The sequence below is a fragment of the Pseudomonas sp. LBUM1658 genome (assembly GCF_059716055.1).
Genome location: NZ_CP166798.1, coordinates 2384914 through 2399770, shown reverse-complemented (window position 1 = coordinate 2399770; position 14857 = coordinate 2384914). Strand labels below are relative to the sequence as shown.

Here is a 14857-nt window from a genome sequence, read left to right as displayed (position 1 = left end):
CTAGAGGAAAAGCTGATCAGTTGTTCCAGTGCAGGGAAAAGCTGTCGTCCTCTTCCTCGACGTTGCCGCCCAGGGTGATGACGTACATCAGCATTTCCTGGATGTCCCAGGGATTGCCGGTGATGCCCTCCACCGTTTCGCGGCGGATATCCAGACGGCCTTCGGCTTCGATGCGGATCATCGATGGCTGGTGCTGGACCTTGGCACCCGGGTTGTCCTGAACGATGGCGTCGACGATGAAACGCGAGTAGTCGGTGTCCTGCAGGTTGATGTACACGCGCGATTTCATGGGGCTACTCCGGTCAGGCCGATCTTCTTCAAGCGGGCGGCGAATTCGCTGCAGACCTCATCCAGCGCGGTATCGCCCGGGACCATGGCCGCCAGCGGTCGCAAGGCTTGCACTGCGCGCTGGCTCCAGTAATCGATCCAACCCTCGACGCGGGTCTTGTTCTCCGGGCTTTCATTGATCACGGTCTTGACCAGGGCATCGACCCAGCGCTGGCTTTCGGCGAACCACAGGCGCATGAACTCGGTGAGCATGCCCACCTGCCCCGCCCCGTTGGCACTGAGTTGCTCGTCGAATTTGTGGAACAGCAGCGGATACACCAGGCCATCGCTGATCAGGTTCTGGGCCAGGGTGAGTTCGAACCAGTCGCGCACCACCAGAGTGTCTTCCACGTAACGGCGCAGCCCTTGCCAGGCTGGGTCGTTCAGCCACTGCTGCTTAGCCTTGGCCAGCAGCAGGACGTCGCCGTCATCGAGCATCAGGCCAATGCGCGAGAGGTATTGGGCGATGCCCAGACGATCCATGGCGTGGAACATGTGCATCTGGGTCAGGCTGGTGCCGAAGCCATCGGCGGCGATGTTGCTGTTGTTCATGTTCGCGCCCAGTTCCGCATGGCGCAGCGGCAGCAACAGCGAACTGATTTGTTCGAGGCTCTGGGCGTCGAGGCCGGCGAGCATGTTGCGCTTCTCGCAGAAGGCGTAATCGTGTTCGGCGTTTTCCTGCATTTTTGCCCGGGCCTGGACATAGGCACCGTAGTAATACTGGCGAGGGTCGGTGACCGCACCCCAGTCGGCCATGACCACGCTGGTGCGGGTCTGGTCGTTGAGCAATTTGTCCGGCTGCCACAGGGGGCGGTAATGAAAATTGGTCGCCGACTCGAGGTCGAAACTGGCCTCTTGATAACGAGTGGCGACTTTGTCACCGAAGCGGCGACGGGTATGACTGAAGGTATTGCGCAGGGTCTCTACCGTCGTCGTCTTGATTTCTACACTCATGGCTTTTGGGTCCTGTCATTGTTGTTGTAGTCAGGCAATACACAGAGGCTCAGTTGCTCGAATCCTCGTTGCCGGGATCTGCGGCAGACTCGCCGTAACGCCACTTCTGCATGTCCGCATCGATCGCCTCGGACATCTGCGCATCCATGTGCTGCACCCGGTTGGTCACGCAGAACTGCTCGAAGGCCGGACGCGGCATGACCAACTCGACGTACAGGTCCGGTGTGCCAATGGCGAAGTCGAATTCGACGAAGGTGTCCTCCAGCGAACTGCGCACCCGGACGTAACGTGGCAAACGATCAAAGGGGTTGGTTTGGCACTTCATGTCCTGCTCCTCGGTCGGGCTGAACAGAGCAGAGCAATGCCTGTGCCAAGGCTTTTAGAATGGATTTTTTTAGTATTTAACTGTTTGATTTAAAACAGATAAATAGGATCTTAGAGGGATGAACAGACTGCGGGAGAGAGGGAGATTCAGACTTGAAGCCCTGAGGGATTTGATCATTTGATCAATTGAAAAAAGTCTTTTGAGCAAATGGATCAAAGGCGCCAACAATTGACTTTCTCGGCAAATTCAGGCCGTTTAATAAATAGCGTGATGAGATCGTTTTGAGCCTGAGCAACGATCAAGGCCTGTCCTGTCCAAGGTGCTATCGACACCACAGCGCCAGGCCCCTGCAAGAAAAGTCCCTACTACAAAAAAAACCGGGGTTAGCGTGCATGAGCATGAAATACAGAGCTTCGGAGCATTCTCCGTTACTCAAGGACTTGGCCGATCGCATTCGCTTTCTCGGCAGCGAAGGCAAGATCTGGCTCGACGAACAACGCATGTTGTTGATGCAGGTGTCAGCCATGGCGTCCTGTCGTCGCGAGCTGATCGAAATGGTCGGCGAGGAGCGCGCCAAAGGATTCTTCCTGCGCCTGGGTTATCAGTCAGGCCTGAAGGACGCCGAACTTGCGCGCAAACTTCGCCCCAATGGCAGCGACATCGAGATGTTCCTCACCGGCCCGCAATTGCATTCGCTCAAGGGCATGGTCAACGTTCGGCCGCTGAAGATGGACATCGATCTGGAGACCGGCCACTTCTACGCCGACATCGAATGGCTCGATTCCTTTGAGGTCGAAAACCACCAGAGCGAGCACCTGGAGTCAAAACAACCGGTGTGCTGGATGCTGTTGGGTTATGCGATCAGCTACACCTCGTTTTTCGTCGGCCGGCAGATTATCTACAAGGAAGTCAGTTGCCGTGGCTGTGGCGATACCCAGTGCCGGATCATTGGCAAGCCGGCCGAGGAATGGGACGATGCAGAAGCGTTCATGCGCTACTTCCAGAGCGACCCGATCATCGAGGAACTGCGCACCTTGCAGATCCAGGTCGAGAGCCTGGGCGAGCGCCTCGACCTGCGCGCCGGACAGTTCTATGGCATCGGCCAGTCAGCGGTGTATCGCAAGACCTGTGCGCTGATCGACAAGGCCGCTCCCGGCAAGACCTCCGTGTTGTTGACCGGCGAGACCGGCGTCGGCAAGGAAATCATCGCCCGCAGCGTGCACCTGCGCAGCGAACGGGCCGACGGTCCGTTCATTGCGCTGAACTGCGCGGCCATCCCCCCGGACCTGATCGAGTCCGAGCTGTTCGGCGTCGAAAAAGGTGCCTACACCGGCGCCAATCAATCGCGAATGGGCCGTTTTGAACGAGCCCATGGCGGGACGCTGTTTCTCGACGAAATCGTCGAACTGACGCCCCGCGCCCAGGCCAGTCTGTTACGCGTTTTGCAGGAGGGTGAACTGGAGCGCGTGGGGGACAGCCAGATCCGCCGCGTCGATGTTCGCGTCATCGCCGCGACCCATGAGGACCTTGCCCAGGCGGTCAAGTCCGGTCGGTTCCGCGCCGATCTTTTTTACCGGCTGAATGTCTACCCGGTCAAAGTCCCGGCCTTGCGTGAGCGCCGCGAGGACATCCCGCGGCTCATCGAGCACTTCCTCGACAAACTCCGCGCCACCTATCCGAAGAAAATCCTCGGACTCTCCGATCGTGCGCTCGAAGCCTGCATGCGCTATGACTGGCCGGGGAACATCCGCGAGCTGGAAAACCTCATCGAGCGCGGCGTGATCATCACCGATAACAACCAGAGCATTTCAGTCGAAGCGCTGTTTCCGCACCTTTCGGACGAAGCACAAAGCATCGGACTGACCAGCGAGGGCAACCTGGTCAGCCAGGAAATAGACGCCGCCAGTGACTGGGTCGAGCAACTGATCGATCTGGGCCTGAGTCTGGAAACGGTGGAGCAGGCCCTGATGCAAGGTGCGTTGAAACGCACCGGACAAAACGTTTCGCAAGCCGCCCGGTTACTCGGCATGACCCGCCCTGCCCTGGCTTATCGGCTGAAGAAGGACCCGGATGAAAGCGAACTGGAACCCGGCCCGGTGACAAAATGACCGACGGATTGGAACGCCCGTCCGGATAGCACTTGGCGTACCGGGAAAAATCCGCCCGATGACGTTTTTTGAGCGTGTGAGTGCCGCTTTGGTCCTTGCCCTGCCGGCTTATCTCTAGGATTCTGTATAGGTCCATCAGGGCGGTTCGCGACCGCCCCGAGCACCGCACTGGAGAGGCCCGCATGAAAACCGTAGCCGAACTACTGAAGTTGAAGGTCAAGCACAACCAGCAAGTCCACACCATCCCCCCGCATCACACGGTGCTGGAAGCGCTGATGGTCATGGCCGAGAAAAACGTCGGTGCCCTGCCGGTGGTGGAAGAGGGCCTGGTGGTCGGCATGATCAGCGAGCGCGACTATGCCCGCAAGCTGGTCCTGCATGGACTGTCTTCGGTTCGTACGCCGGTCAGTACCATCATGAGCGCCCCCGTCATCACGGTGGATTCCCACCAGACGGTCGAGAGCTGCATGGGCATCATGACCGACAGCCACCTGCGTCACCTGCCGGTGGTGGAAAACGGCCAACTGCTCGGCTTGCTGTCCATCGGCGACCTGGTCAAGGAAGCCATCGCCGAACAGGCCGACCTGATCCGACAGCTGGAACAGTACATTCGCGGGGAATAGGTCGAGCGAAAATGCTTCGACTCCGGTATTGGCAGCGGTGCTCGACATGACTGATGGATTCGACTGCGAGCCTCTCGAAAAACTTTACCACTGGCTGGCGGAACAGCCCTTCCTGATCCTCACCGGCGCAGGTATCAGCACGCCTTCGGGAATCCCGGACTACCGCGACACCGAGGGCGTACGTCGCGGCAAGCCACCGATGATGTATCAGGAGTTCCTCAGCACCCCCGCGGCGCGTCGGCGTTATTGGGCGCGGGCGATGCTCGGCTGGCCGCGGATCCGCCAGGCTCGGCCGAACGCCGCTCATCAGGCACTGGCCAGGTTGCAGTCGCGGCAACGGATCGCCGGGCTGATCACGCAGAACGTCGACGCCTTGCATGATCAGGCTGGCAGTCAGGGTGTGATCGAACTGCACGGCAGTCTGGATAGAGTGGTGTGCCTGGATTGCGCGCAGCGTACTGATCGTCATGCCATTCAGATCCTCATGGAAACACAGAACCCTTATCTGGCCGGTGTCGACGCCATTCAGGCGCCTGACGGCGATACCCTGCTCGACCCGGCTTTCGAAGCGCGCTTCCAGGTCCCCCGCTGCCCCCACTGCGACGGCGAACGGTTGAAGCCGGACGTGGTGTTCTTTGGCGAGAACGTCGCTCAGGCGACTGCCGCCAGGGCCAGGGAGTGTGTCGAACAGGCCGCCGGGTTGCTGGTAGTGGGGTCATCGCTGATGGCTTATTCGGCGTTTCGTCTGTGCCGGGCGATCGCCGAGCAACACAAGCCGCTGATCGCCATCAACCTGGGCAAGACCCGCGCCGACGATCTGCTGGACCTGAAAATCGAAGCGTCCTGCGAACAGCTGTTGCCGCTGATCGCTGATCGCCTGGCGTGACCCGTCTTAAACCAGACCGGAAAAGCGTTCCCCCAGCCGTTCATCCTGCAAGATGTCAAACAGCGCCTGGGCCGCCGCCGACAACTCATGCCCCGGTTTGGTCAGCACGCCGATGGCTCTGGTCAGCGGGTCGCGCAGGGTGATGCAGCGCGCGCCCAGCTCGTGCATCTGCCCGGCACACAAGGCTGGCACCGCGCTCACACCCAGTCCGCTGGCAACCATCCGCCCGACCGTCGCCAACTGGTGGCTCTCCAGCTCCACCGGCAGTTTCATATTGCGCGCCTGCAAATGCTCCTCAAGCATGACCCGTACCGTCGAGGGCCGTTGCAAAGTAATGAACGGCAGCTTCAACAAGGATTGCCAGTCGGTTTCACCGCAGTCGGCCAGCGGCGAATGACTGGGCACTACGGCCACGAAGCGGTCGATATACAAGGGCGTGAATTCCAGCGAGGAACTCTGCTGCGGCTCGAAAGCCACCCCCAACTCCACCTGCCGGTCGCGGACCATTTCCAGCACCTGCTCGTTGATCACGTCATTGACCGTGACGTTGACGTGGGGGTAGCGCGAGCGAAAGGTTTTCAGAATCGATGGCAACAGATTACCGGCAAAGGAAGGCATCGCTGCGAGGGTCACGCGGCCACGTTGCAGGGTAAAGCGTTGACGCAGTTCATCCTCGGCATTGTCCCAATCGGCAATCAGCCGCCGGGCCAGCGGCAGTAGCGCCTCGCCTTCCGGGCTCAGTGCGACATTGCGCGTGGTGCGGCTGAACAGCCGGCCACCCAGCCCTTCTTCCAATGCCTTGATCGTCAGGCTCAGGGCCGACTGCGACAAGTGCAGGCGCTCACAGGCCACGGCAAAGCTGAGGCTGTGGGCCACGGCAAGAAATGCTCGGATCTGTTTAACCGTCATATCGATATCCCAACGCTTTTGTCTTGAGGCTTGCAGCTTGCAGCTTGCAGCTGATTCTTCTGTTTTATCTATTAATCAAACTTAAAAATCAACTTAACAAATGAATTTCCGAGAGCAACACTCTTTGCCATACGGCTAGCCAGCCGCCCACAAAGAATAAAAGAGGATGGTGCATATGGCAGGTTTCGATAAGCGCGTGGCTTCCTACGAGGAAGCATTGGCCGGTCTGGAAGACGGCATGACCGTGATTTCCGGTGGCTTCGGTCTGTGTGGCATCCCGGAAAACCTGATCGCCGAGATCAAGCGCAAAGGCACTCGCGATCTCACCGTGGTTTCGAACAACTGCGGCGTCGACGGTTTCGGCCTTGGCGTGCTGCTGGAAGACCGGCAGATCCGCAAAGTGGTCGCCTCCTATGTCGGTGAAAACGCCCTGTTCGAGAAGCAACTGCTCAGCGGCGAAATCGAAGTCGTCCTCACCCCCCAAGGCACCCTGGCGGAAAAAATGCGCGCTGGCGGCGCCGGCATCCCGGCGTTCTTTACCGCCACCGGCTATGGCACTCCGGTTGCCGACGGCAAGGAAACCCGCGAATTCAAGGGTCGCCCGTACCTGATGGAAGAATCCATTACCGGCGACTTCGCCATCGTCAAAGGCTGGAAAGCCGATCATTTCGGCAACGTCATCTATCGCCACACCGCACAGAACTTCAACCCGCTGGCCGCCACCGCCGGCAAGATCACCGTGGTCGAAGTCGAAGAAATCGTCGAACCGGGCGAGCTGGACCCAACGCAGATCCACACCCCTGGCATCTACGTGGACCGGGTCATTTGCGGAACCTTCGAGAAGCGCATCGAACAGCGCACCGTACGTTCCTGATCCCTGCCCATCCAGCCCGAAGCTCTTGATAACAGAGCATGGAGAACAATAATGGCTCTTACCCGCGAACAAATGGCTCAACGCGTCGCCCGCGAAATGCAGGACGGCTACTACGTGAACCTCGGCATCGGCATTCCGACCCTGGTCGCCAACTACATCCCCGAAGGCATGGAAGTCATGCTGCAATCGGAAAACGGCCTGCTCGGCATGGGCTCCTTCCCTCGGGAAAATGAAGTCGACGCCGACATGATCAATGCCGGCAAGCAAACAGTCACCGCGCGGATCGGCGCGTCGATTTTCTCTTCCGCCGAGTCCTTCGCGATGATTCGCGGCGGCCATATCGATCTCACCGTACTCGGTGCCTTTGAAGTCGACGTGCAAGGCAACATCGCCTCCTGGATGATCCCCGGCAAACTGGTCAAGGGCATGGGCGGCGCGATGGACCTGGTAGCCGGTGCCGACAACATCATCGTCACCATGACCCACGCCTCCAAGGACGGTGAGTCGAAACTGTTGTCGCGCTGCAGCCTGCCGCTGACTGGCGCCAACTGCATCAAACGCGTGCTGACCGACCTGGCGTATCTGGAAATCCGTGACGGCGCGTTCATCCTCAAGGAACGCGCGCCCGGCGTCAGCGTCGAGGAAATCGTCAGCAAGACCGCCGGCAAACTGATCGTGCCTGAGCACGTTCCAGAAATGCAATTCAGCGCCTGATCAGGAGTGATTCGATGCAAGAAGTCGTGATTGTCGCCGCAACCCGTACTGCCATCGGCAGCTTTCAGGGTTCGTTGGCCAGCATTCCCGCGCCGGAGCTCGGCGCAGCGGTGATCCGCCGTCTGCTGGAGCAGACCGGCTTGAACCCCAGCGAAGTGGATGAAGTCATTCTCGGTCAGGTACTCACCGCCGGCAGCGGCCAGAACCCGGCACGCCAGGCCTCGATCCTCGCCGGCCTGCCCCACGCCGTGCCCGCGATGACCCTGAACAAAGTCTGCGGCTCGGGCCTCAAGGCCCTGCACCTGGGCGCCCAGGCGATCCGCTGCGGCGATGCCCAAGTGATCATCGCCGGCGGCATGGAAAACATGAGCCTGGCGCCGTACGTCTTGCCGGCTGCCCGCACCGGCCTGCGCATGGGCCACGCCAAGATGATCGACAGCATGATCACTGACGGCCTGTGGGACGCGTTCAACGACTACCACATGGGTCTCACCGCCGAGAACATCGTCGACAAGTACAACCTCGGCCGCGAGGAACAGGATGCCTTCGCCGCCGCCTCGCAGCAAAAGGCTACGGCCGCCATCGAAGCCGGTCGCTTCGCTGACGAAATCACCCCGATCCTGATTCCGCAACGCAAAGGCGATCCGGTGTCTTTCGCGGTCGACGAACAACCTCGCGCCGAGACCACCGCCGCCTCCCTGGCCAAGCTCAAACCGGCATTCAAGAAAGATGGCGGCGTCACCGCCGGCAACTCTTCCAGCCTCAATGACGGCGCCGCTGCCGTGCTGCTGATGAGCGCCGATAAAGCCAAGGAACTGGGCTTGCCGGTTCTGGCGCGGATCGCCAGCTACGCCAACGCCGGCGTCGACCCGGCGATCATGGGCATCGGCCCGGTATCGGCGACCCGTCTGTGCCTGAAAAAAGCCGGCTGGAGCCTCGGCGAGCTGGACCTGATCGAAGCCAACGAAGCCTTCGCCGCCCAGTCCCTGGCAGTCGGCAAAGAGCTGGAGTGGGACGCGAGCAAGGTCAACGTCAATGGCGGCGCGATTGCATTGGGTCACCCGATCGGTGCATCGGGATGCCGGATTCTGGTGTCCTTGCTGCATGAAATGATCAAGCGTGACGCCAAGAAAGGCCTCGCCACTTTGTGCATCGGTGGCGGCCAGGGTGTAGCGCTGGCGATCGAGCGGGCGTAAGCCTGCAAGCGTTCAACAGGTAAAGTCAGGATCCACGAAATCCGGCTTTGCCTGGCAAGAAACCAGGCGCGACTCCGGTCGCGCCTGGCCTGGATTCCCTTCGAGCCTATTGGCTCAACGACAGCCCTCCAGCCTCCTGGTCTAGGGGTTCTGCTCAGCAATTTCCCGCTTGCCCTCGAGTTCAAATTCAGCCTGCAGCATCGCAACGAACGCATCGCGAACGCCACTCTCATCGCTATAGCGGTTTGACGCTGGTCTGCTACACGGTCTGGTCGGGGACGACGCTGCTGCTGATTTACTTGCCAGGGCTGGCCAGCGAGACTGCACGAGCGCCGATGAACGTTGATCTTGCAGTAGTGATCCTGGGCATTTTTCCGAGCGCACTGGCCTATCTCGCATGGGCCGATGTCCTGACCCAGCTCGACCTGACTCGCGCCGCGATGACGCTTTACCTGATACCGCCCATGGCAATGCTGATGGCCTCCTTTCTCCTTGGAGAGCGACCTTCTCTGATGGTGGTATTGGGCGCAACCATCATTCTGGTCAGTGTCCTGGCGCTGAACCTGGAGCGTGGACGGCTCGCCGTTGCTGTTGGCAAGATCTAGTCGGGCTTAGGTTCCTGAGGCACCGCAAACACCCCATTGGCCCGTGCCACTACGCGCGCTCCCACCTGCAGGCTGACAGTGGCAAAGGCCATCTGGCGTCCGCGTTTGGAATGTTCGAGGCGTACTTCCAGCCACTCGCCAACGTGCGCCGCGCCGAGGTAATCCAGGGTCATGCTGGCGGTAATGAGCGGCAATGGCGGATCGCTGGAAAAGGCCATGGCATACCCCATCCCGATATCCGCCAGGGTCGCCAGCACCCCACCGTGCACGGTGCCACGGCCATTGGCATGACGCTGGTCAGCCCGCAGACCGATCTCCAGTTGCAAGCCGCTGCCCCGGCAATACACCGGGCCGAGCAGTTCGAGCAGAGGACTGCTGCGGGGTAGAGGGATGAAGCCCTCGGGGAGTGGGGAGTCAGTCATGGGTGGTCTTCCCTGGAGTATTTCAGAGCCGTATACCCGGCGTGATGTGATTGATGTGTAGTGCAAATCTGCGGCGGCGACCATTGAGATCAATGAGGCAAATCCAGTGGTATAAGCCAAGGCTCGACAGTGCCCTTGCTCCAATGCCGGTCAGTTAACAAAGATCTCTGACCTGACGATCAATTGTGGCGAGGGAGCTTGCTCCCGTTCGGCTGCGCAGCAGTCGTAAAGCAGGCTAATGAGTTCTACCTGACATACGGTGGGTACAGGTTTTGGGAGCGCTTCGCACTCCAGCGGGAGCAAGCTCCCTCGCCACAGGTTCTGCATTCGGCGCCTCTACACTTGACTGACTGGCGTTCGCCCACTCCCATCATTGGCGTCGATGTTCACCATCGACCCAATGAAGTTCTCATAAAAATCCTGTCGCGTAACATCAGCTCCATACCCACTTATGACTCCCCGGAGCACACCACCATGAAACGCCAAATCTTTCTCAGCATCGCTTTCTCGGTACTTGCAGCCAACGCTTTTGCCGCTTCCTCGGTTCAACCAGTCATCGCTGAAGGCGGCTCCGATCGCCTGATCGAAAACCGCGTCGCTGAAGGTGGCTCCGATCGCCTGATCGAAAACCGCGTCGCTGAAGGTGGTTCGGATCGCCTGATCGAAAACCGCGTCGCTGAAGGTGGTTCCGATCGCCTGACTCAGAATCAGAACCATGCATGAATAGCCTTACAGCAGTACTCAACCCAAAAGCCCGGCTTGCTCAGCCGGGCTTTTTTATGGGTGATCAGTTCGTCCGGTCAACGACCCGCAGCCCTTTTCATGCAGCGCTGATGACGCTCATCAACTCGTTTGGCGAACCAGGCGGTGGTCAGTTTGCGGGTGATTTTCGGGCTTTGCAGGACGATACCCGGCAGCACCGCACGCGGCAGGGGTTTGCCTTCGGCCTGCTCGGCCAGGGCGAAGACTCGCCGGTAGAGCGTGCTGTCTTCGAATTCCAGGCTGTCGCCCTGCTCCAGTTGGCGTCTGATCGTCGGGTTGCGCAGGCCCAGTTGCTTGCCCAGGGTGCGCACCGCCAGTTCCGTGGAGCCAGGCATGATTGAGCCGGGGCGAATCAGGTCGCCATCGAGTGCCAAGGGGATGCCCGTAGCGCGACTGACGGCGTTCTGGAAAGCGGCGTTGCGGCTGGCGTACCAACCGGCATTAAAATCGGCGAAGCGGTATAGCGGTTTGGTGTAACTCACCGGATAACCCAGCAGATGCGCGATACCGAAGTACATGCCGCCGCGCCGGCTGAACACCTCACGGCGAATCGTGCCTTCCATGGGATAGGGATAGTCCTGGGCCTGGCTTTCGGCAAAGTCGATGCTGACTTGCATCGGCCCGCCGGTATGCACCGGATTGAAGCTCCCGAACAGCGTGCGCCCCATTGGCACCATGCCGATGAAGTCGTCGAAAATGCCGCTGAGTTCCTTTTCGGTACGGGCGGCATTCAGGCGCTCGCTGTAGCTCTTGCCGGTTGACGAGCGAGCCATCAAGGCACCATTGACCAATAAACCGGGGACATGCACCGCTGCAGCTCGGCGGTCGATTTCCTCCCGGGCGATTCTCCCCAGGCCTGGCACCGCGGGATCGACCTGGAAAGTCGACTCCTGTTCGGTCACTGCCAACACCGAGCAGAGGTTTTCCGTGGTCGGCGGGATGCCTTGCGCGGCGAAGGCTGCGTAGATGTCGGTGGCCCAGCCCTCGCGGTCAACGGTCTTCGGCGGCAATAGCCGAACAATCTTCGCCTTCACTTCGGCCGGTCGCGCCGGCGGCTCCTGGGTGCGCTGGCTGACGCAGCCGGCCAGCACCAGCAAGGTGGCGATACCCATGATTAATCGATTTGCGCGCATGTTTTCCCGAATAAAACTGTTGGGCCAATGGGGCGACTATGAACAAAGCCGCCGCGGATATCGACCCTTGAGTCGAACGGCTGTTCAATGTCAGGTGCCGGCTCCATGCCCTTGGCAGTGGAAAAGGAGATGCCGTTGTACTTCAATTGAATTTCAGAGGACTGCGCGCTGCTACAGGCCAGGCGCAAAACCTTGTGGCGAGGGGACTTGCCCCCGTTCGGCTGCGAAGCAGTCGTAAAATCAGTGGATGCGTTTTTCCTGAAAAATTGCGGTTGCAGATTTTAGGGCCGCTTCGCGACCCAACGGGGGCAAGCCCCCTCGCCACAGTAAGCCCCCTTGCCACAGGTCTGCGCTCGGCTCTCCTTCTCTTAACCATTCTTTCCCACCACGCTGAGCTGCCAGACTGACAACATAGGCGCACAATCTCCGCCATGTAATTGATCTCTACCGGAGGGCAACGACATGAATCGCTGCGACGTTCTGATCATTGGTGCCGGGCCGACCGGTCTGGTTCTGGCACTCTGGCTCAGCAAGCTGGGGATCAAGGTGCGAATCCTCGACAAGACCTCGGCGCCCGGCACCACATCCCGAGCCTTGGCGGTCCAGGCGCGAACCCTTGAACTCTACCGCCAGCTCGACCTTACAGACGCCGTCCAGCAGGCTGGCCACCAAGTACGAGCGGCCAATTTCTGGGTCAAGGGCAAACAGACTGCGCGCCTGCCCCTCGAAACCATCGGCAAAGGCCTGACACCTTATTCGTTCCTCGAAATATATCCTCAGGATCAACACGAACAGCTGCTGATCGAACGCCTGGAAAGGTTCGGTGTATCGGTCGAGCGCGAAACCGAACTCAAGGGTTTCACCGAAGCCGACGGCTGCGTCATGGCCCACCTGCTTGGCGCCCAAGGCCAGGAAGAAACCTGTGAGGCCCGTTACTTTGCCGGCTGCGACGGCGCGCGTTCGACCGTGCGCAAGACCCTCGACACCGGCTTTCCCGGCGGCACCTATCAGCAGGTTTTCTACGTGGCCGACGTGGACGCGCAAGGTCCGGCAATCAATGGCGAGCTGCATGTGGATCTCGACGAAGCGGACTTCCTTGCCGTCTTCCCCCTGGCCGGCACTGGACGTGCGCGGTTGATCGGCACGGTCCGCGACGAGCGCGCCGAACACGCAGAGACGCTCAAGTTCGAGGACGTCAGTCGCCGGGCGATCGAGCAACTGCAGGTCCAGGTGCTGAAGGTGAACTGGTTCTCGACCTATCGCGTGCATCACCGGGTGGCCGAGCACTTTCGCACTGGCCGAGCGTTTCTGCTCGGCGACGCAGCCCATGTCCATAGCCCGGCTGGTGGCCAGGGCATGAACACCGGGATTGGCGACGCGATCAATCTCGCCTGGAAACTCGCCGCGGTGCTGACCGGCAAAGCCTCGGACAGCCTGCTCGACACCTATGAAACCGAACGCATCGGATTTGCCCGGCGGCTGGTGGCGACCACCGACCGAGTGTTCAGTTTCGTCACCGCCGATGGGCCGATTGCCGGCCTGGTGCGGACCCGCCTCGCCCCGCTGCTGATCCCCAAAGTCACTTCACTGGAAGCGGTACGCGAGTATCTGTTCCGGACGATTTCGCAGATCACCCTGAACTATCGAGAGATGCCCCTGAGCAGCGGCAGCGCTGGCGAGGTGCATGGTGGTGATCGGTTACCCTGGGCGCCGGATAACGATTCCGATAACTTCCACTCGCTGACGAGCTTGTCCTGGCAGGTCCATGTGTATGGGCTTGCCAGTGACCCACTGGTGGCCTGGTGCCTGGATCACGGCGTGGCGCTGCACATCTTTCAATGGAAAGCTGCTTATGAAGCGGCCGGTCTTGCGCGCAACGGCTTCTATCTGCTGCGGCCCGACACCTACGTGGCGCTCGCGGAACAGTCCAGCGATCCAAAGGTGCTCGATCGTTACTTCAGCGAACGCGGGATTAAGCCCTGAGCGGCTGACCTGCTCGGAATCAACCCTTCAAGGAAGATGATAATGATGGAATGTGAAGTTCGTTTGGCGAGGGAAAGCGATGCAGCGTCCATTAGCGCCGTCATTCTGGCGGCGCTGCGAACTACCAATGCCAAGGACTACTCAGCGAGTGTCATCGAGCGAGTGGAACTGAGCTTCAGCCCTGGGGCAATGTTGGTTTTTCTGGCACAGCGCAAGGTCTTCGTCGCAGTGGCCGACGATCACCTTGTCGGCACCGCCAGCCTCGATGGCAGCGTCGTGCGCTCGGTGTTCGTCACCCCTGATGCGCAAGGCCAAGGTGTCGGCAGGCAGCTCATGAATGAACTCGAACGAAGCGCCCGCGAGATGGGCGTGGCCTCACTGAGCGTACCGTCTACGGTCACGGCGGAGCGCTTCTACTCAAAACTCGGCTTCAGGGCAGTACGCGACAGCTACCATGGCGATGAACGCACCATCATCATGGAGCGGGAGCTGGATGAGTAAGCGGATTACAGGCTGTCGAGCTCTTCAGACAGCCTGGTCGTTAACCTCTCTACAAACTCAGGCTACCCTCGATACAGGTCACTGCCGCACCGCCGATCCAGATCTCATCGCCGATCTGTTCGACCTGGATTCTCCCGGCACGGCCCATGGTCCCGCTCCAACAGATCGGCTTCCAGCGGACCGGATCTGAGCAAGGGCGGTGCGAGGAACGCAAGGTCGGCCCCCTGTCGACGAATCCGCACCAGGCCGACGCCGCATTCCTGAATGATCTCCTCGCCCCTGGCGATACCGCCGGCCTCGAGCCAGGCATGGCAAGTGCCCAGGGTCGGATGGCCGGCGAATGGCAGTTCCTGCAGGGTGGTGAAAATCCGTACGCGGTAGTCGGCCCGTGGATCGCGGGGTTGCAGCACGAAAGTGGTTTCGCTGAGCTTGGTCCAGCTGGCGAAGGCCGCTATGCGCTCATCGCTCTGTTCGTCGGCAGCGAACACCACCGCCAGGGGATTGCCTTTGAGTGGCACGCGACTGAAGACGTCTA

General features: G+C 60.2%; 14 protein-coding genes and 3 pseudogenes. 10 read left to right on the top strand and 7 right to left on the bottom strand.

What is annotated here, in order from left to right; translation table 11 throughout:
- Window positions 1-16: 16 nt before the first annotated feature.
- The 3 genes from ACA064_RS10980 to ACA064_RS10970 are packed head-to-tail and all read right to left on the bottom strand — an operon-like array spanning window position 17 to window position 1606.
- Window positions 17-289 (bottom strand): MmoB/DmpM family protein, encoded by a 273-nt coding sequence (locus tag ACA064_RS10980; protein WP_497673370.1) that lies wholly within the window; start codon window positions 287-289, stop codon window positions 17-19.
- Entirely contained in the window at window positions 286-1281 is a 996-nt protein-coding gene (locus ACA064_RS10975; RefSeq protein ID WP_497673369.1) for an aromatic/alkene monooxygenase hydroxylase subunit beta, read from the bottom strand. Before ACA064_RS10975 ends, ACA064_RS10980 begins: the two co-directional genes overlap by 4 nt.
- A gap of 49 nt (window positions 1282-1330) precedes the next feature.
- Window positions 1331-1606, bottom strand: coding sequence for a phenol hydroxylase subunit (locus ACA064_RS10970; RefSeq protein WP_150806980.1), 276 nt, complete (start codon window positions 1604-1606; stop codon window positions 1331-1333).
- Between the two features lie 392 nt (window positions 1607-1998).
- On the opposite strand from ACA064_RS10970, the gene ACA064_RS10965 reads away from it, so the two are divergent.
- The 3 genes from ACA064_RS10965 to ACA064_RS10955 all read left to right on the top strand — a co-directional run bounded on the left by ACA064_RS10965 (window position 1999) and on the right by ACA064_RS10955 (window position 5223).
- The gene (locus tag ACA064_RS10965; RefSeq protein WP_497673368.1) at window positions 1999-3714 is read left to right on the top strand and encodes a sigma 54-interacting transcriptional regulator; all 1716 of its coding nucleotides are present in this window, start codon (window positions 1999-2001) and stop codon (window positions 3712-3714) included.
- A 182-nt stretch (window positions 3715-3896) separates the two neighbouring features.
- Entirely contained in the window at window positions 3897-4337 is a 441-nt protein-coding gene (locus tag ACA064_RS10960) for a CBS domain-containing protein (protein ID WP_150641691.1), read from the top strand.
- A gap of 46 nt (window positions 4338-4383) precedes the next feature.
- Window positions 4384-5223, top strand: coding sequence for an NAD-dependent protein deacetylase (locus tag ACA064_RS10955; protein WP_497673367.1), 840 nt, complete (start codon window positions 4384-4386; stop codon window positions 5221-5223).
- A gap of 6 nt (window positions 5224-5229) precedes the next feature.
- Here ACA064_RS10955 and ACA064_RS10950 read toward each other — a convergent pair whose 3' ends face one another.
- Window positions 5230-6132 (bottom strand): LysR family transcriptional regulator, encoded by a 903-nt coding sequence (locus ACA064_RS10950; protein WP_497673366.1) that lies wholly within the window; start codon window positions 6130-6132, stop codon window positions 5230-5232.
- A 175-nt stretch (window positions 6133-6307) separates the two neighbouring features.
- Here ACA064_RS10950 and ACA064_RS10945 point away from each other — a divergent pair, with 175 nt between their 5' ends.
- The 4 genes and pseudogenes from ACA064_RS10945 to ACA064_RS10930 form a co-directional block, all read left to right on the top strand.
- Entirely contained in the window at window positions 6308-7006 is a 699-nt protein-coding gene (locus ACA064_RS10945) for a CoA transferase subunit A (RefSeq protein ID WP_150641694.1), read from the top strand.
- 51 nt (window positions 7007-7057) lie between these two features.
- Window positions 7058-7720 carry a CoA transferase subunit B gene (locus ACA064_RS10940; RefSeq protein ID WP_497673365.1) on the top strand — a complete coding sequence of 221 codons (663 nt, stop codon included), beginning with the start codon at window positions 7058-7060 and terminating at the stop codon, window positions 7718-7720.
- Window positions 7721-7734: 14 nt separating this feature from the next.
- Window positions 7735-8916, top strand: coding sequence for an acetyl-CoA C-acetyltransferase (locus tag ACA064_RS10935; RefSeq protein ID WP_497673364.1), 1182 nt, complete (start codon window positions 7735-7737; stop codon window positions 8914-8916).
- 215 nt (window positions 8917-9131) lie between these two features.
- Window positions 9132-9521 (top strand): annotated as a pseudogene (locus ACA064_RS10930) (EamA family transporter); the annotation flags it as partial.
- Here ACA064_RS10930 and ACA064_RS10925 read toward each other — a convergent pair.
- Window positions 9518-9943, bottom strand: coding sequence for a PaaI family thioesterase (locus ACA064_RS10925; protein ID WP_497673363.1), 426 nt, complete (start codon window positions 9941-9943; stop codon window positions 9518-9520). The pseudogene ACA064_RS10930 and the gene ACA064_RS10925 overlap by 4 nt on opposite strands.
- 474 nt (window positions 9944-10417) lie before the next feature.
- Here ACA064_RS10925 and ACA064_RS10920 point away from each other — a divergent pair.
- A pseudogene (locus ACA064_RS10920) lies at window positions 10418-10654 on the top strand (hypothetical protein); the annotation flags it as partial.
- 89 nt (window positions 10655-10743) lie between these two features.
- Here the strand turns inward: ACA064_RS10920 and ACA064_RS10915 are convergent.
- Entirely contained in the window at window positions 10744-11838 is a 1095-nt protein-coding gene (locus tag ACA064_RS10915) for a DUF1615 domain-containing protein (protein WP_497673362.1), read from the bottom strand.
- Between the two features lie 462 nt (window positions 11839-12300).
- Here ACA064_RS10915 and ACA064_RS10910 point away from each other — a divergent pair, with 462 nt between their 5' ends.
- Together ACA064_RS10910 and ACA064_RS10905 are read left to right on the top strand one after the other, a co-directional pair.
- Complete coding sequence (locus tag ACA064_RS10910; RefSeq protein WP_497673361.1) at window positions 12301-13821, top strand: FAD-dependent oxidoreductase; 1521 nt, start codon at window positions 12301-12303, stop codon at window positions 13819-13821.
- Window positions 13822-13863: 42 nt separating this feature from the next.
- On the top strand, window positions 13864-14322 hold the full coding sequence (locus ACA064_RS10905) for a GNAT family N-acetyltransferase (RefSeq protein ID WP_497673360.1): 459 nt from the start codon (window positions 13864-13866) through the stop codon (window positions 14320-14322).
- A 152-nt stretch (window positions 14323-14474) separates the two neighbouring features.
- On the opposite strand, the pseudogene ACA064_RS10900 reads toward ACA064_RS10905, so the two are convergent.
- A pseudogene (locus ACA064_RS10900) lies at window positions 14475-14840 on the bottom strand (PhzF family phenazine biosynthesis protein); the annotation flags it as partial.
- Window positions 14841-14857: the final 17 nt, after the last annotated feature.